Raw genomic sequence first — 25294 nt, 5'->3', positions numbered from 1 at the left:
ATGTTATTTAAAGATTTGTTGATTGTTGTAAGTTAACAATACTTTACCTTTTAAACGCTGCCCGATATAAGGCGAGTTTGCAGATTTAGATTTGTTGTTAGCCGCAGTGTATTCCCATTCGGTATCAGTATCAAAAACCACGATGTTTGCCTTTTCATCTTCAGCGATAACCGGCAGTTCAACACCAAGTATTTCGCGGGGATTAACAGCCAGTTTTTCAACTATAAGTTCAACCGGTAAACCCGCTTTTAAAGCCAGGGAAAATGCGGTTTGCAGACCTATTATGCCATATTCAGCAACTTCAAACTCCACATCTTTAAATTCAATTTCGTGTGGGGTATGTTGCGATACAATGGCGTCGATAGTGCCGTCTTTTAAACCTTTTATCAACGCAGCAACATCATCGGCAGTACGCAGGGGTGGTTTCACTTTATATAAACTGTCAAAGCCTAAAAGGGCCTCATCGGTTAATACTAAATGATGTGCGGCAACGTCGCAGGTAACTTCAATGCCTTTACGCTTGGCCTCACGGATCAATTCGATCGAACGCGCAGTTGATATGGTTGTAAAATGGATGCGGGACACGGTGTATTCTGCAAGATAAAGATCACGGGCAACCATCAGTTCTTCGGCCAGCGAAGGGATACCCTTCATGCCAAGCAGCGTGCTGATCTCCCCCTCATTAACTTTTGCCTTACCTGCTATAGCGGTATCTTCAGGGTAAGAGAAAACCAATGCGTCAAAACCCTGTGCATACAGTAAAGCTCTTTCCATTAAACCCGCGTCCTGTACCGGGCGACTGCCATCGGTAAAAGCCCTGGCACCGCTTTGGTACATATCATACATTTCGGCAAGATCTTTCCCTTCACGCTTCTGCGATATGGTCCCCAGAGGATAAACATCAACCAGGTTACCTTTTGAGCGGTTTAGCAGGTATTCAACTTCCGACTTGGAATGCACCGGCGGCTGGGTATTGGGCATTAGTGCTATGCCCGTAAAACCTCCTGCTGCTGCGGCTACTGTACCGGAGCGAAGGTCTTCCTTGGTTTCAAGGCCCAACTCGCCTACATTACAGTTAAGATCGAAAAAACCGGGCGAAACATATTTGCCTTCGGCATCAAACAGTTCGGCATCGGCATCTATATCGTCGCCTATGCGGGTGATAACACCATTTTCAATTAAAATATCGGCAACTTGTTGATGAAAGGATGATCCGGGATCAAGAATAGTGGCTGATTTGATAAGCAAATTCATTAGCACTGCTTTATGTGTGGATTTGTATCGATCTATCCAGCCTGAATAACGCCCTGTTGATCAGGCTTATAAAACCTGATTAACAAAATTTCTGCAAGCAGGAAGATCAGCGCCAAAATTATACAAAGTTTCCATAATTGTGTGCCAAAATTTGATTCGGCAACAACACTTTTTAATGAACCGCTTCCTGCTGTTAATAAGGGCTTTGCATTTGGTAGTATTTTTTCGAGATCGGCCGCCGTAAAATAACTCATATCTGATTCTGCCCGGTTATCGTTAAGAGCAAGTGTTGCCAGCGTACTGTCCTGCTTGCGGAGCGAATAAATTCCGGGTTCATTTAATTGATCAGAAACATATAACAACGTACTTCCCTCCTGCTGCCTTACATCCGGGATAATGCTTTGATTGCCTTTGGTGAGTTTGAGCAATTGCTTTTCGGTGGTTTGTACGGGTGGTACCTCAAAACTTTCGTCGGCACCAAAAGTGTAAAATAAGGGTTGGTCATGCCCGCTTAATAATGCCATCCTAAAAAGTATGGGTACAAACAGCGCATGCCTTGGCAGGTTACTAAAATCTTCGCTAAGAGGTACAGCACACATGTAAACATTCCCTTTTCCGCTGCTGTAACCCTCCCAAAAAGCTTCGCCGGTAGCAAGGTTCATCAGGCTTTCCTGCTTAGAACCGCTTTTACTCAGCTGATAATATTTTTTTACGGATGGCAAATCAGGATTTTGAGGAAAGCTCTCAAATACATTTTTAAATACTGCGCTCTGTTTGTTGATGGAGGCTACTTTTACGTCCTGGGTTATTAGCTTTTCAGGATATCCGGCATTTAAGGCTAATAAAAATGACTTATAATTAGCCAGATCAGCATCGGCCGACGGAAATACAACCAGCGTCCCTCCTTTTGTCACGTAGGTTCTCAACTGCTGTGCCAGTCCGGTAGCTATGGTTTTAATGTCGCTGATAATTACTATAGGGTAGCTATTAAGTGCAGCGTAATCAACGTTACCATCGGTTACACGGGATGCAGCAAAGAAAGCGTCAGATGCAAAAACAGCCTTCAGATATGGATTTGGAGCGCCTCCATCTATCAGCAGAATCGGCATTTGCTCCTTTACATTAAAACTAAAATAAAACTGGTTGTCAAATGTGACCGGGTTGTCCTGCAACTGAATTTCACCGCTCTGCCATCCAGGTTTTAAGCCCGAAAATGATAAGGTATCATTTTGAACATGGCGGGCATTGATACTGAAGCTACCGAGCGCCTTTTGCTCACCATTAATTAATATTTTGAGGGGAATCTTTTCTGCTTTTTCTGTAGCGTAATTATGTAGGCGTACAACCAGTTTTTCACTTTCACCCGGGCGATGTACCGCACCAAGGAGCCAAATCGAATCAACAGCAACATTGGGAAGGTTCCCGGCTTTAAGCTGAACAAGGTTAACGGCAATATTACTATCGGCTTTCACTGGTTTATCATTTCTGTTTTTTTGAAAATCAGAAATAATAAACACCGACTTGGGAGCTCCCGGTTGATTTTGCAATAGGTTTTCCTGTCTGCTGATAACCTGTTGTAAGCTCCTGCTTTGTGAACTTACTTTAACCGCATCAACTGCATCATTAAATTCATCACGGCTCAATAGTCTTTGATGTTTACCTTCAAAATCTTGCGTAAGTAATTGAAACCGATCATTAATATTATAAGCCGAAGTAATTTCCTTAGCACGGCGTTTGGCTTCATCAAGTAACGAGCCCTCGCGGTTAAGGGTTTCCATGGAGTAAGAATTATCCACAAAAACGCTGATCACCTGCTGTTTACCAGCATTAGCATTTTGCGCGCCGGGGATATAAGGTCGGGCAAATGCCAGTATCAGAAATAACAAAGCAAGTAAACGCGACGCCAATATCAATCGCTCCTTCAAATTGCGGCGTGAAGCCTGCTGTTCCTGCACCTCTTTCAGAAACTGTACATTACTGAAATATACCTTTTTGTATTTACGAAAATTGAACAGGTGGATCACAACCGGGATAGCCAGGCTCAGCAACGCGAATAAAAAAGCAGGATATAAAAAATACATATTTTATATAGATGGTTGTGCTATTTACAAATGTGGTAATTTTTTAAATATGCCGATGTGCAAATTTCAGATGCGTAGGTTTTAGCCTGGCTTTATTCATACATCTATAGATGCCCCTTTCAAATCATGTATAAATAAATATATTTGGTGCATACATCAATCTACTTAAAAAATGGAATACAGAAGATTAGGCGAAAGTAAACTAAGCGTATCGGCAATAACTTTTGGGGCATGGGCTGCTGGCGGCTGGATGTGGGGAGGCAATGATGACCAGGAAGCTATTGATGCCATGCGCGCGGCTTACGATCTTGGAATAACATCAATTGATACAGCCCCAGTTTATGGACAAGGTAAAAGCGAAGAGCTGGTGGGCCGGGCTATTAAAGACCTGCCCCGGGATAAGGTACAGATCCTGACTAAATATGGCTTGCGCTGGGACCTTGCTAAAGGTGAGTTCTTTTTTAAGAGTAAAGACAACAACGGGAAGGATATTGATGTATATCGATATGCCGGTAAAGACAGCATTATTGCCGAGTGTGAAACCAGCCTCAAACGTCTTGGTACCGATTATATCGACTTGTACCAAATTCATTGGTCGGACAAAACTACGCCTATTGACGAAACGATGGAAGCCATTTTACGTCTTCAGGAACAGGGTAAAATTCGCGAAGCAGGTGTTTGTAATTATAATTTGAGTCAAATGCAAATCGCTGCCAAAACCATTAAGCTGGCGGCAAACCAGGTTCCGTTTAGCATGGTAAACCGCGCTATTGAAGATGAGCTAATTCCTTATTGCATCGAGAATAGGAAAGCGATATTAGCTTATAGTCCCCTTGAGCGTGGTTTATTGACCGGTAAAATGAAACCCGGCCAAAACTTTGATGAGGGCGACCATCGCGCAGGCGTCAAATACTTTAAAGATCAAAACATTGAGCGTACCAATGCCTTTCTTGCCAAAATAAAACCATTGGCCGACGAAAAAGGTGCAACTTTAGGGCAATTGGTTATCCGCTGGACAATCAATCATCCAGGCATAACTGTAGCGCTGGTTGGCGCCCGTAATGCCGAACAATCTGTTCAAAATGCCAAAGCCATCAATATTCATATCAATGGAGAGGAAATGGAGTTTATCAATAACCAGTTAAGTGATTTGGTGATTGCTGGATAAACATCTTTAACACCGCGGAGAGCTATTAGTCTCTTCGCATGATTATATAAACCTGAACCATGATCATTGATACATTACTATATAGCAGCCATTTAATATCAAGCAATAATCCTACAATAACTGCTTTGACACTGGGGGGTACCGGAGCCATATTTAGCCTGTTTGGGGCTATACTATATGATAGCCACAAAAAACTCATGAAAAGAGGTATACAAGTTGAGGGTACGGTTATAAGTATTGAACATGAAAGGAGCAATAAAGATTCGATGGTATTAAACTACCCGGTAATTAGATATCGGACATTACAAAACGAATTGATAACAAAAAAACACAACATTGGTATCAGCAGATACTCATATAAAGAGGGTGATTCGGTAAATGTGGTATATGATCCTGCTGATAATTCGCTATTTACATTAAATGACAGTTCTTCAAAAAGCGTCCCCATTAGCTTCATTTTACTTGGATTAACGTTATTAGCTGCATCAATTATTATTTTCATAGTGAAAGCTGGATAGCCAAAATCGGTAAAATCGAAAAAACATGTGAATCAGCGGTCAATTTCCTTATCTTCCAATTATGAAAAGATCGTTATTATTATTTCTTTTATCACTCACGCTAAAACTATCTGCCCAAAACGTACAGCAAATTCATCAAAAGGCAGTTCTAATTGATGCCCACAATGATGTTATTTCAAATGAGCTGATAACCAAAGTTGATTTAAGCAAACATCAAAGCGAAGGTAACTTCGATTTGGTTCGTGCGAAAGAAGGCGGGCTTGATGCACAAATCTTTTCTATCTGGTGCGGTGAGAGTTATGGTAAAGGATCCGGTTTTGCCTTTGCTAACCGGGAAATTGATTCTTTGTACGCGCTCATCAAGCGTAATCCTGATAAAATAGCTTTAGTGCGCAACACCAAAGAACTTAAAAAAGCTGTGGCCGACAAAAAGCTGGCGGCGTTGATTGGTGTTGAAGGCGGGCATATGATCGAAGACAGGATGGATTACATCGACAGCCTTGCTAAACGTGGGATGCGTTACCTCACCCTCACCTGGAATAACAGTACTTCATGGGCAACTTCAGCACGTGACGAGGTTACTAAAAAAGATAGTTTGAAACATTTAGGGCTCACCGATTATGGTAAGCAGATTGTTAAACACCTGAACGAGCTTGGTGTTATGGTTGACGTATCGCACGTAGGTGAACGCACTTTTTATGATGTACTGGCAACTACCACAAAGCCTGTTATCGCTTCACATAGCTGTGCTTATAGTATCGATCCATTTCGCCGCAACTTAAAGGATGACCAACTAAAGGCGCTGGCAAAAAACGGCGGTGTGGTATGCATTAATTTTTATAGTGGCTTTGTAGATAGTACCTATACACCCAAAGTGCTTAAGTTTTTGGCGCTGCATAAAACAGAGCTCGATTCATTGACCAAAGTTTATCATGACGTCGATCTGGCCAATATCAGGATAAACGCCTTGTATAAATCGGAATCAGACAAGCTCAGACCACCGCTTGAGCTGCTGATCAAGCATATCGATTATATTGTGAAACTGATAGGTGTTGATTATGTGGGTATCGGGTCGGATTTTGATGGTGCCGAATCATACCCTCTTGGTTTGGATAGCGTTGCTGATTATCCAAAAATAACCGGAGAACTATTGAAATTAGGCTACAGCCAAAAAGATATTGATAAAATATTAGGTGGAAATGTAATGCGGGTGCTTGCCGCAAATACAGGCAAATGATGTCACTTTGTTGACGATATGCGCTTTGCCTTATGCGCTTAAAATCGTAAATTCGCAACTCATTTATAATAAAATGTCTCAAGAAACTGAACACGTAAAATGCCTGATCATAGGCTCAGGTCCTGCAGGTTATACTGCAGCTATATATGCTTCCCGCGCTGATCTTAAGCCAGTTATGTATACTGGTTTACTGGCAGGCGGCCAGCTTACACAAACTACCGAAGTTGAAAACTTCCCGGGCTATCCGCAGGGCATTATGGGTCCTGAACTGATGGAAGATTTTCGCAAACAGGCTGAGCGCCTGGGTACCGAAATCCGTTTCGGATATGTTAGTTCTGTAGATTTTTCAAGCCTGCCACATAAAGTTGTAGTTGATGATGTGAAAACCATCACAGCTGATACCGTGATTATTTCAACCGGAGCTTCGGCCAAATGGCTTGGTTTAGAGTCTGAACAAAAATATAGCGGCTTTGGTGTTTCTGCATGTGCAGTATGCGATGGTTTCTTTTTTAAAGGCCAGGATGTGGCTATTGTTGGTGCCGGTGACACCGCTGCCGAAGAAGCTACTTATTTAGCTAAACTTGCCCGCAAGGTATATATGATCGTTCGCAGGGACGAGTTCCGCGCTTCAAAAGCGATGGTTCACCGCGTGCTGAACACTCCAAACATTGAAATATTATATAATACCGAAACCAAAGAAATTTTAGGCGATGGTCAAAGCGTTACTGGTGTTAAAGTAATTAACAACCAAACAAACGCCGAAACCGATCTTGATGTTACAGGATTCTTTGTAGCAATTGGTCACCACCCTAATACCGATATTTTTAAAGGCTGGTTACATATGGACGAAACCGGTTATATCATCACCCGTCCCGGTTCAACTGAGACCAACGTTGAAGGTGTATTTTGCGCCGGCGACGCCCAGGATCACATTTACCGCCAGGCTGTAACAGCAGCCGGCACCGGCTGTATGGCCGCTATCGACGCTGAGCGTTATCTGGCTGCCAAAGAGCATGTGGTGACGGCTTAATTAAAGTGATTAGAGATTGGAGGTTAGAGATTAGTGTCTTAGCCTCAAAAAAGCGATAGGTTTTGCCTGTCGCTTTTTTATTTTCAAAGTACTCATCATTAAATAGCAACCGTGTTAGATTGCAATGGAAAGTTCACAGCGAGTATTGGGATTGTGGGCGGGCAAAGAGAGGCGAAGTATGTAATCATCTCTACTATTGAACTAACATTTTTACACATTAAAACTTTTTAAATTTTTTAAAAAAGTTTTATCTTACGGGCTCACACTAACCTGTTAGATAAATTATGTATAAAAAGGCTTCTTTAGTACTGCTTGCCGTGCTTGCAGCGTACACCTCCACTGTAAACGCACAGGACACGGATCCAAACCTGGGTATTATCCCCGCTCCTGTTTCCTTGAAAAAAGCTTCCGGTCAATTTGTTTTGAGCCAGGAAACTACCGTTCAGGCAGATACACCATCAAATAAAGTGGTGATATTTTTTAAAGAATACCTTGCCAACAATCAGGCTTATAACAAACCGGTTGCTTTAAAAGGCAGCAGAAGCAACAACGTTATAACTCTTACTGCAGCCGGTACCGAAGGTTTACCTGCCGAAGGTTATCGCTTAACCATTACGCCACAACAAATTACTGTTGCTGGCAAAGGGGCTGGATTATTTTACGGTGTGCAAACATTACTTCAACTGATGCCTACCGAACATTCCGCTACCATAAAGCTGCCTGCCGTGCAAATTGAAGATTACCCGCGTTTTGGATATCGTGGCGCAATGCTTGATGTTGGTCGTCATTTTTTTGGGGTTGAGATGGTTAAGAAATATATCGACCTGTTGGCTGCTTATAAACTGAATACTTTTCACTGGCACCTTACCGAAGATCAGGGCTGGCGCATTGAAATAAAGAAATACCCTAAGCTTACCCAAATAAGCAGTATGCGTGCACAAACGCTTATAGGTGGTTATCACGACCGTACGCCACAACAATTTGATGGGACACCGTACGGCGGCTTTTATACACAAGATCAAATCCGCCAGGTAGTAAAGTATGCCTCAGACAGGTTTGTTACCATAGTACCTGAAATTGAAATGCCGGGACACTCTAAAGCTGCGCTTGCTGCTTATCCCGAGTTAAGTTGTGACCCGTCAAAAACGTATCAGCCTGCCGAAACCTGGGGCGTATTTAATGATATTTATTGCCCTAATGAAAAAACCTTTGCTTTTTTGCAGGATGTTTTAACAGAAGTGATGGCGCTTTTCCCGAGCAAATACATTCACATTGGCGGTGACGAAGCTCCGAAAGATGCCTGGAAAAGTTCGCCATTTTGCCAGCAATTAATAAAAAAATTAAAGCTGAAAGATGAGCACGCACTGCAAAGTTATTTTATACAACGCATTGAAAAGTTTTTAAACTCAAAAGGTCGCAGTATCATTGGCTGGGATGAGATTTTAGAAGGTGGCCTTGCCCCTAACGCTACAGTTATGAGCTGGCGCGGCGAAGAAGGTGGAATTGCAGCAGCTCAACAAAAACATGATGTGATCATGACACCGGGAAGCAACGGTTTATATATTGATCATGGCCAGGGAAAACCAAGCCAGGAACCTTTGAGCATTGGCGGTAACGAACCATTATCAAAAATTTACAGCTACAACCCTACCCCTGCTGTGTTAACACCAGATGAGCAGAAATACATTAAAGGTGTACAAGCCAATTTGTGGACAGAATATGTAGCAACCGATGCCAAGGTAGAGTTTATGCTATTGCCGAGACTGCTTGCCCTGTCGGAAATAGCCTGGTCGCCATTGGCTAATAAAAATTATGTTGATTTTGCTGATACACGTTTACCTGCTCATTTGGCCTGGCTGGATAAAAACGGTTTTGATTACCACGTGCCAACAGCTATAGGTGCAAAAGATACAGTGATGATAGGCAGTAAGTTAAATGCCGTATTAAAACCATCTGTTGAAGGTGCAAAAGTTCATTATACTATTGACGGTTATACCCCGCGCGAAACAGATTTGATTTATACTATTCCGTTGAATTTGGAGATACCTGTTGATCAATACCGCGAACTACAGACTATCGTTATCACTCCTTCGGGCAAACGGAGCAATGTTACCCGTACATTGGTTTACAATAAAGCGCCAATGGCAGCCGTTACTTATACAGGTACAGCATCAGGACTAAAGTATCAGGTTTTTCCTGGTCTTTACAGCAGTACAAACCAACTTGGCGTTATGCCTGCCGACAGCGGTGTAACCAAAACCTTTAATACGGCCGATCTGCGAAAAAATAAAGGTAAATATGGTGTGATTTATACAGGATTTATTAATATTGAAACAGATGGCGTTTATGGCTTTGCAACGTCATCCGCAGGTGGTTCGGTTTTATTAATCGATGACCAACCGGTAGTTGATAACGACGGAAAGCATACCATAAATGAACAAATGGGAGCTGCGCCGTTATTAAAAGGCTACCATAAGGTAACGGTAAAATATTTTGATCAGGGGATTGGCCCGGTATCGTTAAAAGTGTTTATTACCGCACCTGGTAAAGCAAAAGCCGAGCTAACACCAGATACATTATACAACTAAGTTGAACCCTAAGAAATATGACTAACAGGTTTTACCTTTTTGCACTTGCAATAAGTGCATTAATGGCTGGATGCGGTGGGCAGGAAACAAAAAAGCCTGCCGCTCCTACGGCACCTAAAAAGCCGGAACTGATGGCACCTTTCAGGTATCACAAACTGATAGAGGTGTCTCCGGGCCAAAGCTATGATATTTTGAGCTGGGGGCGCGGTGCCGAAGAAGCTGGTTCGTTCATGATATTGCATTCAGATTCGTCGGCCATAAAATACACTACAACAACCGGCGATTTGGATGGCGCAATTATTGATGTTTACAATTCGGATATGGATGTGGATGGCAATCCGGAGATCCTGATCCAGGCGAAATCAAAGGATACAACCAATTACACGTCAATTTACGCCTTTGAGTTTAACGACAATAATAGTAAGGCCAATAAGCTGGATTTTCCGAAGCTGACCAGCTCGCAGCGCAAAGGTTACCGTGGTAATGATAATTTCTATATTAAGGAAGGTAAGCTGATGCGGGAGTTCCCGATATTTAACGGAACCGGCAAAGATGCCAAACCATCAGGAGCAAAACGCCAATTGGAGTATGGTTTACGGGGTAATGAATTTACCGTTAAGCAGTTGAGCAAAGATTCGACAGATGTAAAGCAACCGGACAATCAGCCTGCTAAAACTGATGAGAAAAAATCATCAGATAAACAAAATTCATCGTCATCCTCGTCAAAACCATCTAAGAAAAAGCATAAAAAGCGTAGAGGGTAGTTTAGTTTGCGTTACAAACGAGCGCAAGGCGAAACAAATCAAAATATTAAAAGCGCCGTGATGAGCAGTTCATCATGGCGCTTTTTATTAATCACTAATCTCCAACCTCTAATCACTAAGATCACGTCTGCATAACCCCTACATTAAAAGCCTTTTCTATCGGTGCGTGGTTAGCCGCGTCGATACCCATTGAAATTACTTTACGGGTTTCAAGCGGGTCGATGATCCCATCAACCCAAAGCCGGGCAGCGGCATAATATGGAGTTGTTTGAGAGTTATATTTATCTGTTATTTGTTTCAATAACTCGGCTTCTTTTGCTGCGTCAATCTCTTCGCCTTTCGCTTTGAGGCTTGCTTCCTGAATTTGTAACAGCGTTTTCGCTGCTTGTCCGCCGCCCATCACCGCAATTTTGGCCGACGGCCAGGCATAGATCAATCGTGGATCGTACGCTTTGCCACACATGGCGTAATTGCCCGCCCCGTAACTATTGCCAATAACAATGGTAAACTTTGGCACTACTGAATTTGCTACTGCATTCACCATTTTGGCGCCGTCTTTAATGATGCCTCCCTGCTCCGAGCGGCTACCCACCATAAAACCGGTAACATCCTGTAAAAACACCAATGGGATCTTTTTTTGATTGCAGTTCATGATAAAACGGGTAGCCTTATCTGCCGAATCGGAATAGATCACTCCGCCAAACTGCATCTCTCCTTTTTTTGACTTGATCACCTTGCGCTGATTAGCTACAATCCCTACAGCCCATCCGTCAATGCGGCCTAAGCCGCAAATGATAGATTGTCCGTAGCCATCTTTATAGGGTTCAAATTCTGAGTTATCCAACAAACGGAGTATGATCTCCTTCATATCATAGGCTTTTTCCCGGTTATCGGGCAGTATTCCATAAATTTCTTTTTCACTGAGTTTTGGAGCTGAGGGCTGGATCCTGTTGAAACCGGCTTTGGTATAATCGCCCGTCATACTCATGATATTGCGGATGGAATCAAGAGCGGCTTGATCATTAGGCTGTTTATAATCGGTAACGCCTGAAATTTCGCAATGAGTAGTGGCACCACCGAGGGTTTCGTTATCTACATCCTCGCCAATGGCCGATTTTACGAGATATGATCCCGCCAGGAAAACAGAGCCTGTGCCTTCTACTATCATCGCTTCATCGCTCATGATAGGCAGATATGCACCTCCTGCCACGCATGAACCCATAATGGCGGCGATCTGGATAATTCCCATACTGCTCATGATAGCATTATTGCGAAAAATGCGGCCAAAGTGTTCTTTATCCGGAAAGATCTCGTCCTGCAAAGGTAGATAAACTCCTGCCGAATCGACGAGGTAAATGATAGGTAACTTGTTTTCGATGGCTATTTCCTGGGCACGGAGATTCTTCTTAGCTGTTATCGGAAACCAGGCCCCTGCTTTTACCGTGGCGTCATTAGCCACAACAACACATTGCCTACCGGATATATACCCGATACCGCAGATAACTCCTCCGGATGGGCAGCCGCCATGTTCAGTATACATGCCGTCGGCCACAAAAGCGCCGATCTCCAGCCATGGTTTATCTTTATCAATGAGGTAAGCCACCCGCTCGCGGGCCAGCATTTTTCCTTTTTCTTTTTGTTTGGCTGCGGCTTTTTCACCACCGCCCTGATGTACTTTGTTAAGCCGGGTGTTTAGGTCATAAACAAGCTGCTTATTAATATCTTCATTTTTATTGAATTCGATATTCATAATTGGTTTTAGATAGGACAGGTAATTTAGAAAATTTCCTATCTAAAAAAGGAAATTGCAAACGGTTTTGTTTCAAAGAGGTGCAACCTGTTACCAGTTTGCCGTAAAAAGTTCGCACCAGGTCGTTTAATTAGCCAACTAAATCTTTCTACACATCAAGACTTTGACTCAGAACTCCAGACTTAAGACTTACGTAAGGTTTCTATCCTTAAACCATACATCATCTGGCTTGGCGTTGAAATTATCCATGAGGCTTACCAGTTCTATCGGATCGCCTGAGGTAAGAATCAGTTCGCGATTGGTTGGCTTCAGAAAACGTTGTTCAACCATTACATCCATTTGTTTAAGTAACAGATCGTAAAAGCCGTTGACGTTGAGCAAGCCGATAGGATGGTTATGCAAACCCAACTGCAGCCAGGTTAGCACCTCAAAAAACTCCTCAAGAGTGCCCCATCCGCCCGGAAGCGTAATGATGCCTTCACTAAGATCGTTCATCATTTGTTTACGCTGATGCATATTTTCTACAATGTGCAACTCGGTTAAACCTGTATGTCCTACTTCTTTATCCATCAAAAACTGCGGGATTATACCGATAACTTTACCTCCACTGCTTAACACAGCATCGGCCATCAAACCCATAACGCCAACTTTACCGCCGCCAAACACAAGTGTAATGTTACGGCTTACCATAACCTCTGCCAATAGTTCGATGGCTTGTTTTAATGCAGGATCGCCATTGAAATTGGCACCGCAGAACACACAGATAGATTTCATGCTCAATGATAACAAAATTTGTTCAATGGCCTATTAAGGTTTTGTTACCTGTTGATTGTATGTAATCCAATATTTATATATTTAGAAAAATTATCACATGAAAAAACCTATCTTAACCATTATCACGTTTTTTATTGTTGCAGTGCAGGCATTCGCACAAAACATCACAACTCCTAATGTTGAGCAAAAAGACGATCAATCAACAATCATCAAAAAAATAGAAACCAATAGTCAGTATACTATTGTGACCTTTGAAAACTATGCTTATCAGGATAATGCGTGGCTACAGCTCAATAAAGAGATCTTTATTCAAACTGATTTAAGCAACGCACATTATGAGTATGTTAAGTCGGAAAACATAGCCATGGTACCCAATAAAAATGTATTAAAAAAGGCTGGTGATAAGCTTGAGTTTAAGGTATATTTTAAAAAAATACCTTCTGCTGCAAAATCCATTGACATCATAGAGCATGCCGGGTTAAGCAGGTCGGGAATTAACTATTTTAATTTTTATAATGTTAGTTTAACTGAGCAAGCTGCCGCAACCAAGCATGTCAAGGTAACCGATGTTGTATTGCTTCCGCCACCACCTGTAGCCACGGATACAGCCTCAACAGGACTATTTAATGGAAGCCCCTCTAATGACATGCAAAACGCGATGAATTCTATGGGACCGATGTACGCATCGATGGCAAAATCAGTGCTTGATGCTCAACTCGCTTACTTTAAGCAGCCCGGCAAAATAGCCGAAATAGCTAAATTAAATAAAGATTATTTTGATGCACTTGTTAAAGTGGGATTCAATTACGAACAGGCGTTAAAGATCATCACCGCGAACGGTTTAATTTCAAAATCATCATCAGTGACCGGCCAATAGGTTATTATCAAAAACAAAAGCGGCTGAAAGATAGAGGATCTTTCAGCCGCCTTATTTTATGCAGTTTATATTAAGAATTACCTGCTTGTATAGTTAGGGGCTTCTTTAGTGATAGTAATATCATGCGGATGACTTTCGCGCATACCAGCAGCGGTGATCCTCACAAATTTGGCACGTTGGAGGTCTTCGATATTGGCAGCACCGCAATAGTGCATGCCGGCACGTAAACCACCGATGTACTGGAAAATCACTTCGGCCATGCTGCCTTTAAACGGCACGCGACCAACAATTCCTTCCGGTACCAGTTTTGTCACCACATCGGTTTCATCCTGAAAATAGCGGTCTTTTGAGCCTTTGGCCATCGCCTCAACCGAACCCATACCACGGTATGATTTAAATTTACGGCCTTCATATATAATAGTTTCGCCGGGCGACTCTTCAACACCGGCAAATAATGAACCTGCCATGATTGAGCTTGCACCGGCGGCAATAGCTTTAACGATATCTCCGGTTTGTTTAATACCGCCATCGGCAATTACCGGAACGCCACGACCTTCAAGTGCCTTGGCGCACTCATATACCGCGTATAACTGTGGTACACCCACACCAGCAATGATACGGGTTGTACAAATCGAGCCCGGGCCAATACCTACTTTAACCGCATCAGCACCGGCATCAGCAAGTGCGATAGCAGCATCGCCTGTTGCGATGTTGCCGGCAATTACCTGCAGGTTAGGATAGAGTTTTTTAACTGCCTTAACCATATCAATAACTCCTTTTGAATGGCCATGAGCTGTATCAACCGTAATTACGTCGACACCGGCATTAACCAGGGCGGTTACCCGGTCAATGTTATCGGCCGCCACACCAACGGCTGCACCAACACGTAAACGACCGTATTCGTCTTTACAAGCGTTAGGGAAGTTTTTAACTTTCTGAATATCTTTATAAGTGATGAGGCCTACCAGTTTCCCATCTTTATTCACAACCGGTAGTTTCTCAATCTTATTACTTTGCAATATGTTGGCAGCGTCAACTAAAGTAGTTCCTTCAGGTGCAGTGATCAGGTTTGTTTTGGTCATTACTTCGCTCACGGGAACGCTCATGTCTTTTTGGAAGCGAAGATCACGATTGGTGATAATGCCTTTCAGATTATGATCGGCATCAATAACCGGGATACCGCCAATGCTAAATTCCCTCATGATCTGGAAAGCGTCTGCAAGCAAGGCGTCTTCCAGTAAAGTTACCGGATCCTGGATCATACCGCTTTCTGAGCGTTTAACCTTGCGCACCTCGTCGGCCTGTGCCTGTATGGTCATGTTTTTATGTAACATGCCTATACCGCCTGCCTGTGCAATGGCAATAGCCAGATCAGCCTCAGTAACGGTATCCATGGCTGCCGAAATGATAGGAATGTTTAACCGGATGCTTTTAGTTAAGTAAGTGCCGGTATTCACTTCGCGCGGTAACACTTCTGAATAAGCCGGGAGTAGTAAAACGTCGTCGTAAGTTAATCCTTCGGCAACAAATTTTGATGGGTCTAACTGCATAGCAAATAATTATTTTGGAGTTATTATTTGCCGGGCAAAGGTAATAAAATATTTCGGATTTTGGAATTTCGCTTTTCTATTTATTTAAAATTGCCTTAAGATGATAATTCGGGATTTGGGATTTCGAATGTTCGATTTCGGATTTATTTTATTTTTACTGCTCAAATCCATTCAAGAATTTGGGAGTTTCGCTTTCTGATTCGCCGTTAGACAAATCAAAAAGCGAATTTCCGAAATCAAAGTAATCCGAAATCGAACATCCCAATTCCGAAGTCAAAAATTAATATTTCCCTACAATCACTTTATAAAACTGATCGAAGTTGAAATAAGTATTAGCCAGTTGGATCAGCTTATCTGAAGTTATGTTTTTTACGGTCACCGTATACCTGTCATAATAATCGTAATCCAAACCTGCAAAATAGATGGTTTTGAACTTATCAGCATGCGAAAATACATTCTCCAAACTTCCTAATAATGAGCCTAACATGTAATTGCGCACCAGGGAAAGTTCCTCTTCCGGTACCAGTTCGGTTTTCAACAGGTTCATTTCTTTTTCAATCTCGGCAACCGCCGACTTACAAACATCTGCACCAACCTCTGTCGCTATAAAAAATGATCCGCCCTGCTTAAATGACGCCAGCCCCGATCCTATACCATAGGTATACCCTTTATCCTCGCGGATATTAGCCATTAACCGCGATCCAAAATAACCACCGAATACTGTATTTAAAACCTGTAACGCCTGGAAGTCTTCATGCGAACGGTTGATGATAGGTGTACCTATCCGGATAGCCGATTGCAAAGCTTCCGGTTTCTCTGTAAAATAAAACAGGTCGGCGGCGGCCTTAATATCGGGCTGAATTGTAACCGCCGGGGTTGGGCTGTTTTCCCAGTCTTTATCAAACGTATCGGTAAGCAATGTCAGCATTTCAGGCTCAATCTTACCCGCTATAACGATAGTGCAATTGGAAGGCTGGTACATTTTTTTGTAATGTGCCAGCATATCATCATGCTGCAGGGTTTGATAGTCGGTCATCTCAGCAGCATATCCAAAAATGGTAGTTCCATAAACAGCCCTGTTAAATGCTCTGCGGGCCACCACATCATTTTTTTGCAGACTAACCTGCAATTTTTGTTGTTGGTTGCGCTTAAAGGTTTCCAGTTCCTTCTCCGGAAAAATGGAATTATTCAGGATATCGGCAATAACCGGTAAAGTATGGTGCAGGTGTTTATTTAAGCTATACAGTGTTACCTGCGAGTTTTCATATCCATAGTCAACCTGTAAAAAGGCGCCGTAAAAGTCAATTTTGTCGGCAATCTGTGCAGCAGTTAAAGTTGTAGTGCCATCAGTAAGCATGGAGTTTACAGCCATGTTAAGCAATGGTTTCGCCGGATCAAAGCTTAGGTTACCGAAGACCCACTCAATGCGCACAAGCTCCTGGTCGCCGGAGTTAAAGCAAAAAATGTTGCAGCCATTGCTTAGTTTCTTGTGCTCTGGCCTAATCAGATTAATATTATCGATAGCCCTGAATTCGGGGGCTAATTTTCTGTTGATCATATGTATATTGTTTATCTGAATCAGAATTTACAGAATTTTACAATTCACAGAATGCCATTTGAAATTCAGCTAATTCTTAAATTCTGTAAATTCTGATTCAGACGGTTTTATTTCTCAGCCAAATAAATAAGTGTTGATGAATTATCTTTTCTGAACAGTTTATTGGCTTGTGCTTTTACCTGGGCAGCGTTTACAGCAAGATATTTTGCTGTTTCATGGTTGATCAGGTCAGCATCACCCAGCAATTCAAATGAGGCCAGGTTCATGGCCTTATCCAATAGCGACATTTCGGAAAATATCATGGTTGACTCGGTTTTGTTCTGAACTTTAGTAAGTTCATCTGCCGGGATCTCCTCAGTTTTTATTTTCTCCAGTTCCTCCCATAATGCAGTCTCTGCCTGTTCAATGCTGATGCCATCGAGCGGTTTGCCTTCTAACACAAACATGCCTTTATCCAAACTGCCGGTAATATAGGCATGCACCTCGCTAAAAATCTGTTTTTCCTTAATCAGCGATTTATATAACCGTGATGAATTGCCGCGCGAAAGAATATCCGAAAGCAGCTCTACCACATAGTAATCTTGATCTGTGCGGGCCCCCATCTGAAAAGCGATATACACATCATTGAGTGGTACTTTGGCGGTAACCGTTTCGCGGCGGGCTTCCTGCTGTTCAGGTTCCTGGGGAAGGCTGCGGTGATATCTTTCGCCGGCCGGGATCGGAGCAAACCATTTTTCGGAGAGCTCTTTTACCTGTTCAGTTGTTACGTTACCCCCTACTACCATAATGGCGTTTTGTGGGTTATAATGTTTTTTGAAGAACGCTTTTACGTCTTCGATTTGTGCATCCTCGATATGTTTGATGGTTTTGCCGATAGTCGCCCAACGATAAGGGTGTTTTTTGTAAACCAGCGGACGAAGCTTTAACCAAACATCGCCGTATGGCTGATTTAAGTACCGCTGTTTAAACTCCTCTATAACTACGTTACGCTGCACCTCAAGGCTTTTTTCGCTAAAAGCAAGGCTCAGCATCCGGTCACTCTCCAACCAAAATGCGGTTTCCAGGTTAGCCGATGGCAGAGTGATATAATAGTTGGTGATATCGTTGCTGGTAAAGGCATTATTTTCACCTCCTACCCTTTGCAGTGGTTCGTCATAAACAGGGATATTGACTGATCCGCCAAACATGAGATGCTCAAACAAATGGGCAAAGCCGGTTTGTTCAGGATCTTCATCGCGTGCACCAACATCATATAAAATGTTAAGCACCGCCATTGGCGTTGTATTATCTTCATGCACAATAACCCGAAGGCCATTGTCAAGTGTGAATCGGTTGAATTTAACCATGTATCTCTTAAATTTTTAATACGGATAGCAAATGTATAACTTTTGATGACATTGAAAGTGAATGCCAAAAATGAACAAGTGTTTTAGGTTAGGCCCCGGTATTTTTTTACTTTTAGGCTACCAATGACCCGCGACGAACTTACCCAAAAAATAGCGAATACCATAGGCAAACTCAAAGTGCTTGAATTAAGCCGTATTTTGACGGAACAACAGTTTGATTTGCGCGACCTGATAGAGATTACCTTTCATGCTGATAAACCCCTCGGGTTCCGTGCGGCGTGGCTCCTGGAAAACATGTTTTTAAAAGACCCTGAGGTTTTTACCAATAATCTTGAATATTTGATTGAACGGTTACCACAGGTTACCAATCCAGGCTGCCAAAGGCATTATGCTAAAATATTGATGCACGCCACCGAAGAAAAAGAACAATCGCCGGTAAAACAAAAACTGAACAGCATCGATCTTGAACCAGCGGTTGAGCAGCTTTTTGACTGGATGATAGATCCAAAAGTTAAAATAGCGGTGAAAGTATTTGCTGGTTGGGCTTTGTTTAATTTGCGGCACCGTTACCCCTGGGTGGCCGATGAGCTACCGGCCCAGCTTGAATTTTTAACGCGTAATGGTACGGCGGCTATCCAGTCGGCAGGAAAAAAAATGACGAAGGAATTGAGATCTAAGCCTCTCTAATCCCCCGAAGGGCAGACGTTTAAAAATTGGCTGTTATATTAAAAGCCAAAAGCCGCCAACAAATATCCCGCTGTCCCTACAGAAATATTTGTCACCGACTTTTAACTTAAGATTTTTGACTTAAGACTTTCGACTTACTTACGCCGTGGGCCTGTCGTCGCCGTGCAGGTTATGACTTACCTGCCCATGATGCAATTTGGCAGCTAACGCGGATGAGCTATCATCGGCATAAGTACCATATGCATTTACCAGCACTCCTTTTAAGTTATATTTTGATGATGATACAGCGTATACTATCGACATATCCGATGGATTACTTGGACCTTCAAAGCGGTAAAACTCATCGATCTCAAAGTCATCGGCGGTCATCCTGATATCTTTTTCTTTATCATCAATAGTATCGCCATCAAGGCTAAGGTTGGCTGTATATCCCCTCTTCATGAGGTCATTAGTGGCATCCACTAAGGTTTCATAATTTTTCATGGTGAAGTTTTTGTATAGGTAAAACAGAAGATGAGTTCATTGATCACCTTCGTATAATATATAACTGCAAAAGCAACTAACTTGTTTGAAGCGGGGTAATAAAAAAGTCCGGTTGCCACGGGCAACCGGACTTAAACTAACAAATGAAAATTCTCCCGTTCTAAGGTTATTTTATGCTTACTGGGCTTTGGCCAGCCAGAATGAAGCATTTAAATGAAATGACGAATGCGAGGTATATCCTGACGGAGCATCACCCGACCAACCATTAAACAGGTTATCGCCTGTATCACCTGTGCCGTCATCGGCGTCCGAGCTGTCGCCGATCCAAACAACACGGCCGCTTCCATAGGTTGCCAATAATGCCATAGCGTTGGCATTGCCACCATTGGTAGCGCTGTTACGCCAGAATAAGCCCTGTACGGTTGAGTTGTTGGCCGGGAACAAGGTTGCTGTAGAACCATCGTAGAAAGCCATTTTTGAAGCAGTACCTGCCGCACCATTCAGCACTTTTTGCGCATCGGCATTGGAGCCGGTATAAACGTTGGTTGACGGGCTTTCGTTGATATCAACATAATTTACACTAAAGCCGAAAGGGTTGTTGTTATTGATGCCATTGTTGGTCATTAAGTCATTCCAAACCCTTGGCGAATCATAACCATCACCATCGCGGTCTGAAGGATTGTAGCCGTTAGCATCGGTACCGGCAGTTGTTGCCGCCGTATGATCAGCTATCATAAATAAACCACCACCGTTTGCTACAAAGTTCATCAAAGCAGTTTTCTCGGCGGCAGTAAATAAGCGGTTAGGTTCGCAAACAACAAATACATCGTAATTGCTCAAATCCTGGGCTCCACCGCCGCCATAAGTGATGGCAGTGCCTACAGGTAACGATTCAACCAGTTCGCCTCGTTTTACCAATTCTACAGCCCATGCTGAAAGAGCGCCTTTCCAATAAGTTTCGGTAGTAGATGAAGTAATACCTGTGTATGACGGAGTAGGAATGCGTTGTGCCTTGGTTTCGGTAGTGGTACCGCCTGTGTAAATAGCAACCTGCTCAGTGCCGTCGGCATCTATTTGCCAGTCGGCGCTGCCTGCATTTTCCAGGTGACTTGCATCAAACAGGAATTTTTTGCCTGTAAGTACAGTACCCCCGCCTGTACCGCCGCCGCCGTTATCATTAATGGTGATATCATCAATATTGATACGGTTGGTGCCGCCGGATAATTTACGGATCTCTAAACGTACATTACCGGTTTGTGTAACAGTAAAAGTTGATGTAGTAAGGGTTGCAGTAGTAGTAATTGCTGAGCCGGATTGCGTCCAGGACGAACCTCCGTTAACAGAATAAAACAATCCCCATGTGCTTGGAGTATCGCCGTTATAAGTTGCACTTTTAATAGTAACAGTACTTATGCCGGTAGTAACATCAAACAACATGGTAATTTTACCGGTATTGCGTACACGGGCACTCCATGAGCCTGCTTTTTGATCTGCTGCGAGATTACCGATCAGGGCATCATACATATTCCATGAACTGCCGGATAGGGTAACATTGTCGCCGCTTGATGAACCGGTTGGTGATACATCATAAGCAGTTTTTGGACTGGTTGCGCCAACTTCAAAACCCTGTGTTAAGGACACAGCTAAGGTTTTAATCGTTTTTGCACCGGTTGCAGTTTGATCAGCATCTTTCAATGCAGGCATCTGGCCATTTTTCTGACAGCTTGCCAGCATGCCTGTTGCGGCAGCGGCCAATACCCACATACGTAGATTAGTAAGTTTTAGCATAATGATTTTTTTAGGTTTTAATGTATAAGTTAATAATGTTAAATTATACGGTAAAGCTGCACAAAGGTTAATTCGTAATTATTGCTATTTCATTAACTTATTGTTAAGTAAACCTTGAAACTTTTTACATTTATATAAAGTGTTCCATTTTCAGAAGTGGAACATTGTGGAATACTGCGCATTTATGTTACCACTGGTTATCAACAACTTAAGTGGTTCAAAAAGTGAAAGATAGCTATATTGTTAATAATCAGGTATTTAAGATTTTCGGCGTTTTTTTAGTGGAACACCCTTTGGTCATACACATCAGGAGTGGACAACCCATGGTTGAAAGTGTTTTGACAACGGCTAACATATGGCCGGCCGCAAACAAAAAAAGCGTCCAAAAAGGCCGCTCTTTCAATACATTAAAATCATTCAAATTTATTTGGCAAAATAAGCCCCTATCCTTTTGGCAAATGCCACGGTAATTATGCCGATAAATATTTTTGCCCCTGCCGATATTACACTGCTTTGTTCATTAACGTTAGCAAGCGTATACAGGTGATATAAAAAATCAGGGATAGTGCCAACTAACAATAACCCTCCTATTATTACCAGGGATATTTCGTAGATGACTTTTCGTTCGGCAAAAAGTTTCGCGTTTTCCTGGTAATCAGTTTCATTAGTGATCCAGCGGGTGATCCTTTTAGTACCGGCAATTAACAGCACCGCCAATATGATCAGGAAAATAAAGTTTAACCCATTTACCAACAAAAGGTTTCCCTGATCGGCAGGCTGCTGTTCGGCAGGGGAACTTGCATGGTTTCCGATAAAAGTGATCAGGCCGGGAAGTTTAGAGATATCGGCCACCAGCAGGTATATACCCAGTATTTTAATGGCGACCTCATAGATGTCGGATTTTTTCATTCGTCTTAATTAGGGATTAATTGGTTTATGGCTTACAAGATAAACAATTGTGCTACATAAAAAAGAGAAATGAAGATCCGGAGGGCAAATTATTCCAGATAATAATGCTTTATCCTGTTTAAATCCCCATCAAGTTCATAAACCCAGGGGGTGGCGGTAGGGATTTCTAACGCAGTTACTTCCTCATCATTTAAATTATCTATATATTTTATAAGCGAACGCAGGCTGTTACCATGTGCCGCTACAATAACCTTTTGATTGCGGCGCAAAGCCCTGACAATTCTTTCGTTCCAGAAAGGCAATACCCTGTCCATGGTTTCGCTCAGGTTTTCGGTCAGTGGGAGCTCACGCTCAGTCAGATCTTTGTACCTGAGATCACGCCCCGGGTAGCGCGCATCATCTTTGGTTATAGCAGGCGGGTGCTCATTAGGGTCACGCCGCCATTTTAACACCTGTTCTTCGCCGTATCGGGCTACGGTTTCATCTTTATTTAACCCCTGTAAGGCACCATAAAAGCGCTCGTTCAATCGCCATGATTTTTCGACGGGGATCCATAAATGATCAAGTTCTTCCAAAATATAGTGGAGCGTTTTAATGGATCTCTTTAAATAAGATGTAAAGCCGATATCGAAATTGTAGCCGTTCTTATTAAGGATCTTTCCGGCGCGATGGGCCTGTTCGTAACCTTTTTCTGACAAGTCTACATCTTCCCAGCCTGTAAATCTGTTTTCCTGGTTCCAGGTACTTTCGCCGTGGCGTATCAATACTAATTTTTGCATAGGTAGGCCTCTCTAAATCTCTCCTAAAGAGAAAACTTTTATTGTTGTTGTTTAAAGCCCCTCCTGCCGGCAGGGTTTGAATGGGGTTAACGCAAAAGTAGGTTAAGGGTGTGAAAAACTTGCTTAATATTTATAATTCAGTTAGCTTGCGGTACAAACCAAATAAACTAAAACCTATTATGATCCCTACCACACCAGTACCAGTGAAAGACGGCATTGCCAACCCGGCGCCGCTTGGCCTTTGCGCTTTCGGAATGACCACCGTTTTATTAAACATTCACAATGCCGGTTTTTTTGAAATGAACACCATGATATTAGCTATGGGCATATTTTACGGCGGTTTGGCGCAAGTTATTGCCGGTGTTATCGAAGCTAAAAAGAACAATACCTTCGGGCTGACCGCATTCACCTCTTACGGATTTTTCTGGCTTTCATTAGTGGGTCTATTGGTAATGCCTAAATTGGGCTGGGGAGCTGCGCCATCCGAAGGAGCCATGATCGCTTACCTAAGCGTCTGGGGTGTGTTTACCCTGTTGTTGTTTTTTGGAACATTAAAGCTTAACCGTGCGCTGCAATTTGTTTTTGCATCGTTAACTATATTATTTTTCCTGTTAGTGGCTGGCGATGCTACCGGCAATGCAGGCATTAAACACCTGGCCGGTTACGAAGGTATTATTTGCGGGGCATCGGCCATCTACACCGGCATTGCCAATGTTTTGAATGAGATTTACGGAAAAACCGTTTTGCCAATTGGCCCGGTGAAGGTTTAAATTATTTGAGCTAAATTGCGCGGGTGAAAGATTATAAAAAATATTACAGCATACCGGCCACTCCCGAAGAGATCTATATGGCCATCACCAACCCGGTTACCATTGAATTGTGGACTGGTGAAGTCGCAGAAATGTCGACAGAGCCCGGTACCGAATTTTCTATGTGGGATGGCAGTATAGTAGGTAAAAACGTCGAGTTTGAACCCAATAAAAAGGTGGTTCAGCAATGGTATTTTGAAGGACAAAGCGATAATTCTATCGTTACCATCAAATTACATGCTGATAAGCAAGGCACTTCGGCCGAGTTAAGGCACACCAACATTCCCGATGATGATTATAATGATATTGTTGACGGGTGGAACGAGAGTTACTTTGGCGGCCTGATCGATTTTTTTGAGGGAGCTTAAAACACCGGGTATTCAACACCACCTCTTTAATAAAACAAAACATTTATAATTTATACGCATGAAACAAGGTCTTTTAATTGATATGGATGGTGTGATTTACAGCGGCGAAGAACTGATACAGGGCGCTGATAAATTCATCAAACACCTTATTGATAACGATATACCATTTGCCTTTATGACCAACAACAGCCAGCGTACCAGCCTGGAGGTTGTACGGAAACTTAAAAGATTGGGAATAACTGTAGAAACAAAACATATTTATACAAGCGCCATGGCTACCGGGAAATTCCTGGGCGATCAAAGCCCCAACGGTACCGCTTTTGTGCTTGGCGAAGGTGGCCTATTGAGCAGTTTGCACGAAAACGGCATCACACTTGTTGATTCCGACCCGGAGTTTGTTGTCTTGGGCGAAGGCCGCAACTTTACATTGGAAATGGTGCAGCGTGCGGTCGACATGATCCTGGCGGGCGCCAAGTTTATAACCACCAACAGGGACCCATCCCCTAAAAAACCGGGCTGGAACAATTTGGGTATTGCAGCTACAACAGCCATGATAGAGGAAGCTACCGGCCGTAAGGCTTTTGTAACCGGCAAGCCAAGCCCGGTAATGATGCGCTCGGCAAGGAAATTCCTGGGCCTTGAAACTGCCGAAACCACTGTAATTGGCGATACGATGGAAACTGATATCCAGGGCGGTGTACAAATGGGATATAAAACTATCCTGGTGCTATCCGGTATCTCCAGTAAAGATCAGTTGAGCCATTACGCGTTTAAACCGGATATGGTAGCGAGCTCGGTTGATAAGATAGTTTTTCCGCTTAAGTGGTGGTCATAAAATAGATTCTATATCCTCATCGAAAAGCGGACGATCCACAAAATCGTCCGCTTTTTGTTTTTAGATGTTTTAATAGACAGGCAGAAATCCGGCAATGAGGTGCGGCGTTTAAAATGTAAAATAACCTGTAACGAAATCTTT

Annotated in this window: 22 protein-coding genes; 11 read left to right on the top strand and 11 right to left on the bottom strand. The window is 42.8% G+C overall.

Going from position 1 to position 25294, the window contains the following annotated elements; genetic code table 11:
• Positions 1 to 3: 3 nt before the first annotated feature.
• Together ABID99_RS11940 and ABID99_RS11935 are read right to left on the bottom strand one after the other, a co-directional pair.
• Positions 4 to 1254 carry a dihydroorotase family protein gene (locus ABID99_RS11940; RefSeq protein WP_373613837.1) on the bottom strand — a complete coding sequence of 417 codons (1251 nt, stop codon included), beginning with the start codon at positions 1252 to 1254 and terminating at the stop codon, positions 4 to 6.
• A gap of 32 nt (positions 1255 to 1286) precedes the next feature.
• Positions 1287 to 3335, bottom strand: a complete 2049-nt coding sequence (locus tag ABID99_RS11935; RefSeq protein ID WP_373613836.1) for a BatA and WFA domain-containing protein — start codon at positions 3333 to 3335, stop codon at positions 1287 to 1289.
• 172 nt (positions 3336 to 3507) lie between these two features.
• Between ABID99_RS11935 and ABID99_RS11930 the strand changes: the two genes are divergently transcribed.
• From ABID99_RS11930 to ABID99_RS11905, 6 genes are all read left to right on the top strand, one after another.
• Positions 3508 to 4503: an aldo/keto reductase gene (locus ABID99_RS11930; RefSeq protein WP_188831931.1), complete on the top strand. Its 996-nt coding sequence runs from the start codon at positions 3508 to 3510 to the stop codon at positions 4501 to 4503.
• Between the two features lie 59 nt (positions 4504 to 4562).
• Positions 4563 to 5021: a DUF3592 domain-containing protein gene (locus tag ABID99_RS11925; RefSeq protein WP_188831932.1), complete on the top strand. Its 459-nt coding sequence runs from the start codon at positions 4563 to 4565 to the stop codon at positions 5019 to 5021.
• 61 nt (positions 5022 to 5082) lie between these two features.
• On the top strand, positions 5083 to 6258 hold the full coding sequence (locus ABID99_RS11920; RefSeq protein ID WP_090525657.1) for a dipeptidase: 1176 nt from the start codon (positions 5083 to 5085) through the stop codon (positions 6256 to 6258).
• A 73-nt stretch (positions 6259 to 6331) separates the two neighbouring features.
• Positions 6332 to 7288, top strand: a complete 957-nt coding sequence (gene trxB, locus ABID99_RS11915; protein ID WP_090526227.1) for a thioredoxin-disulfide reductase — start codon at positions 6332 to 6334, stop codon at positions 7286 to 7288.
• A 284-nt stretch (positions 7289 to 7572) separates the two neighbouring features.
• On the top strand, positions 7573 to 9876 hold the full coding sequence (locus ABID99_RS11910) for a family 20 glycosylhydrolase (protein ID WP_373613835.1): 2304 nt from the start codon (positions 7573 to 7575) through the stop codon (positions 9874 to 9876).
• Between the two features lie 17 nt (positions 9877 to 9893).
• Positions 9894 to 10640 carry a hypothetical protein gene (locus tag ABID99_RS11905; RefSeq protein ID WP_090525661.1) on the top strand — a complete coding sequence of 249 codons (747 nt, stop codon included), beginning with the start codon at positions 9894 to 9896 and terminating at the stop codon, positions 10638 to 10640.
• A 121-nt stretch (positions 10641 to 10761) separates the two neighbouring features.
• Here the strand turns inward: ABID99_RS11905 and ABID99_RS11900 are convergent, their stop codons facing one another.
• Both ABID99_RS11900 and ABID99_RS11895 read right to left on the bottom strand, forming a co-directional pair.
• Positions 10762 to 12390: an acyl-CoA carboxylase subunit beta gene (locus ABID99_RS11900; RefSeq protein WP_373613834.1), complete on the bottom strand. Its 1629-nt coding sequence runs from the start codon at positions 12388 to 12390 to the stop codon at positions 10762 to 10764.
• A 189-nt stretch (positions 12391 to 12579) separates the two neighbouring features.
• Positions 12580 to 13164: a TIGR00730 family Rossman fold protein gene (locus tag ABID99_RS11895; RefSeq protein ID WP_373613833.1), complete on the bottom strand. Its 585-nt coding sequence runs from the start codon at positions 13162 to 13164 to the stop codon at positions 12580 to 12582.
• Positions 13165 to 13261: 97 nt separating this feature from the next.
• Here ABID99_RS11895 and ABID99_RS11890 point away from each other — a divergent pair, with 97 nt between their 5' ends.
• Complete coding sequence (locus ABID99_RS11890) at positions 13262 to 14041, top strand: hypothetical protein (RefSeq protein WP_090525667.1); 780 nt, start codon at positions 13262 to 13264, stop codon at positions 14039 to 14041.
• Between the two features lie 77 nt (positions 14042 to 14118).
• On the opposite strand, the gene guaB is transcribed toward ABID99_RS11890, so the two are convergent.
• From guaB to ABID99_RS11875, 3 genes are all read right to left on the bottom strand, one after another.
• Positions 14119 to 15591 (bottom strand): IMP dehydrogenase, encoded by a 1473-nt coding sequence (gene guaB / locus ABID99_RS11885; RefSeq protein ID WP_090525669.1) that lies wholly within the window; start codon positions 15589 to 15591, stop codon positions 14119 to 14121.
• A 280-nt stretch (positions 15592 to 15871) separates the two neighbouring features.
• Entirely contained in the window at positions 15872 to 17149 is a 1278-nt protein-coding gene (locus ABID99_RS11880; RefSeq protein ID WP_373613832.1) for a M16 family metallopeptidase, read from the bottom strand.
• Positions 17150 to 17256: 107 nt separating this feature from the next.
• Positions 17257 to 18495, bottom strand: coding sequence for a pitrilysin family protein (locus ABID99_RS11875; protein WP_176624715.1), 1239 nt, complete (start codon positions 18493 to 18495; stop codon positions 17257 to 17259).
• Between the two features lie 123 nt (positions 18496 to 18618).
• Between ABID99_RS11875 and ABID99_RS11870 the strand changes: the two genes are divergently transcribed.
• Positions 18619 to 19182 carry a hypothetical protein gene (locus ABID99_RS11870; RefSeq protein WP_090525675.1) on the top strand — a complete coding sequence of 188 codons (564 nt, stop codon included), beginning with the start codon at positions 18619 to 18621 and terminating at the stop codon, positions 19180 to 19182.
• Between the two features lie 138 nt (positions 19183 to 19320).
• On the opposite strand, the gene ABID99_RS11865 is transcribed toward ABID99_RS11870, so the two are convergent.
• From ABID99_RS11865 to gpmA, 4 genes are all read right to left on the bottom strand, one after another.
• Positions 19321 to 19665 (bottom strand): phosphoribosylpyrophosphate synthetase, encoded by a 345-nt coding sequence (locus ABID99_RS11865; RefSeq protein WP_090525677.1) that lies wholly within the window; start codon positions 19663 to 19665, stop codon positions 19321 to 19323.
• A 177-nt stretch (positions 19666 to 19842) separates the two neighbouring features.
• Entirely contained in the window at positions 19843 to 21453 is a 1611-nt protein-coding gene (locus ABID99_RS11860) for a hypothetical protein (RefSeq protein ID WP_218117147.1), read from the bottom strand.
• A gap of 423 nt (positions 21454 to 21876) precedes the next feature.
• Positions 21877 to 22362: a hypothetical protein gene (locus ABID99_RS11855; protein ID WP_373613831.1), complete on the bottom strand. Its 486-nt coding sequence runs from the start codon at positions 22360 to 22362 to the stop codon at positions 21877 to 21879.
• 89 nt (positions 22363 to 22451) lie between these two features.
• Positions 22452 to 23141, bottom strand: a complete 690-nt coding sequence (gene gpmA / locus ABID99_RS11850) for a 2,3-diphosphoglycerate-dependent phosphoglycerate mutase (RefSeq protein WP_373613830.1) — start codon at positions 23139 to 23141, stop codon at positions 22452 to 22454.
• Between the two features lie 179 nt (positions 23142 to 23320).
• Between gpmA and ABID99_RS11845 the strand changes: the two genes are divergently transcribed.
• From ABID99_RS11845 to ABID99_RS11835, 3 genes are read left to right on the top strand one after another with little or no spacing between them, the layout of a single operon-like run.
• Entirely contained in the window at positions 23321 to 23911 is a 591-nt protein-coding gene (locus tag ABID99_RS11845; RefSeq protein ID WP_373613829.1) for an acetate uptake transporter, read from the top strand.
• A 23-nt stretch (positions 23912 to 23934) separates the two neighbouring features.
• Positions 23935 to 24318, top strand: a complete 384-nt coding sequence (locus tag ABID99_RS11840) for an SRPBCC domain-containing protein (RefSeq protein WP_090525689.1) — start codon at positions 23935 to 23937, stop codon at positions 24316 to 24318.
• A 58-nt stretch (positions 24319 to 24376) separates the two neighbouring features.
• Complete coding sequence (locus ABID99_RS11835) at positions 24377 to 25153, top strand: HAD-IIA family hydrolase (protein ID WP_090525692.1); 777 nt, start codon at positions 24377 to 24379, stop codon at positions 25151 to 25153.
• The last annotated feature ends 141 nt before the right edge of the window (positions 25154 to 25294 follow it).

It is taken from the genome of Mucilaginibacter sp. OAE612 (assembly GCF_041806395.1).
Taxonomy (GTDB): Bacteria; Bacteroidota; Bacteroidia; order Sphingobacteriales; family Sphingobacteriaceae; genus Mucilaginibacter; species Mucilaginibacter rubeus.
This window is presented reverse-complemented; position numbering and strand designations above follow the sequence as displayed.

Coding starts and splice junctions, on each gene's coding strand:
- trxB (WP_090526227.1), top strand. CDS start 6,332: ATGTCTCAAGAAACTGAACACGTAAAATGCCTGATCATAGGCTCAGGT.
- ABID99_RS11905 (WP_090525661.1), top strand. CDS start 9,894: ATGACTAACAGGTTTTACCTTTTTGCACTTGCAATAAGTGCATTAATG.
- gpmA (WP_373613830.1), bottom strand. CDS start 23,141: ATGCAAAAATTAGTATTGATACGCCACGGCGAAAGTACCTGGAACCAG.
- ABID99_RS11900 (WP_373613834.1), bottom strand. CDS start 12,390: ATGAATATCGAATTCAATAAAAATGAAGATATTAATAAGCAGCTTGTT.
- guaB (WP_090525669.1), bottom strand. CDS start 15,591: ATGCAGTTAGACCCATCAAAATTTGTTGCCGAAGGATTAACTTACGAC.
- ABID99_RS11845 (WP_373613829.1), top strand. CDS start 23,321: ATGATCCCTACCACACCAGTACCAGTGAAAGACGGCATTGCCAACCCG.
- ABID99_RS11940 (WP_373613837.1), bottom strand. CDS start 1,254: ATGAATTTGCTTATCAAATCAGCCACTATTCTTGATCCCGGATCATCC.
- ABID99_RS11920 (WP_090525657.1), top strand. CDS start 5,083: ATGAAAAGATCGTTATTATTATTTCTTTTATCACTCACGCTAAAACTA.
- ABID99_RS11910 (WP_373613835.1), top strand. CDS start 7,573: ATGTATAAAAAGGCTTCTTTAGTACTGCTTGCCGTGCTTGCAGCGTAC.
- ABID99_RS11890 (WP_090525667.1), top strand. CDS start 13,262: ATGAAAAAACCTATCTTAACCATTATCACGTTTTTTATTGTTGCAGTG.
- ABID99_RS11860 (WP_218117147.1), bottom strand. CDS start 21,453: ATGCTAAAACTTACTAATCTACGTATGTGGGTATTGGCCGCTGCCGCA.
- ABID99_RS11880 (WP_373613832.1), bottom strand. CDS start 17,149: ATGATCAACAGAAAATTAGCCCCCGAATTCAGGGCTATCGATAATATT.
- ABID99_RS11835 (WP_090525692.1), top strand. CDS start 24,377: ATGAAACAAGGTCTTTTAATTGATATGGATGGTGTGATTTACAGCGGC.
- ABID99_RS11870 (WP_090525675.1), top strand. CDS start 18,619: ATGACCCGCGACGAACTTACCCAAAAAATAGCGAATACCATAGGCAAA.
- ABID99_RS11855 (WP_373613831.1), bottom strand. CDS start 22,362: ATGAAAAAATCCGACATCTATGAGGTCGCCATTAAAATACTGGGTATA.
- ABID99_RS11875 (WP_176624715.1), bottom strand. CDS start 18,495: ATGGTTAAATTCAACCGATTCACACTTGACAATGGCCTTCGGGTTATT.
- ABID99_RS11925 (WP_188831932.1), top strand. CDS start 4,563: ATGATCATTGATACATTACTATATAGCAGCCATTTAATATCAAGCAAT.
- ABID99_RS11865 (WP_090525677.1), bottom strand. CDS start 19,665: ATGAAAAATTATGAAACCTTAGTGGATGCCACTAATGACCTCATGAAG.
- ABID99_RS11935 (WP_373613836.1), bottom strand. CDS start 3,335: ATGTATTTTTTATATCCTGCTTTTTTATTCGCGTTGCTGAGCCTGGCT.
- ABID99_RS11895 (WP_373613833.1), bottom strand. CDS start 13,164: ATGAAATCTATCTGTGTGTTCTGCGGTGCCAATTTCAATGGCGATCCT.
- ABID99_RS11930 (WP_188831931.1), top strand. CDS start 3,508: ATGGAATACAGAAGATTAGGCGAAAGTAAACTAAGCGTATCGGCAATA.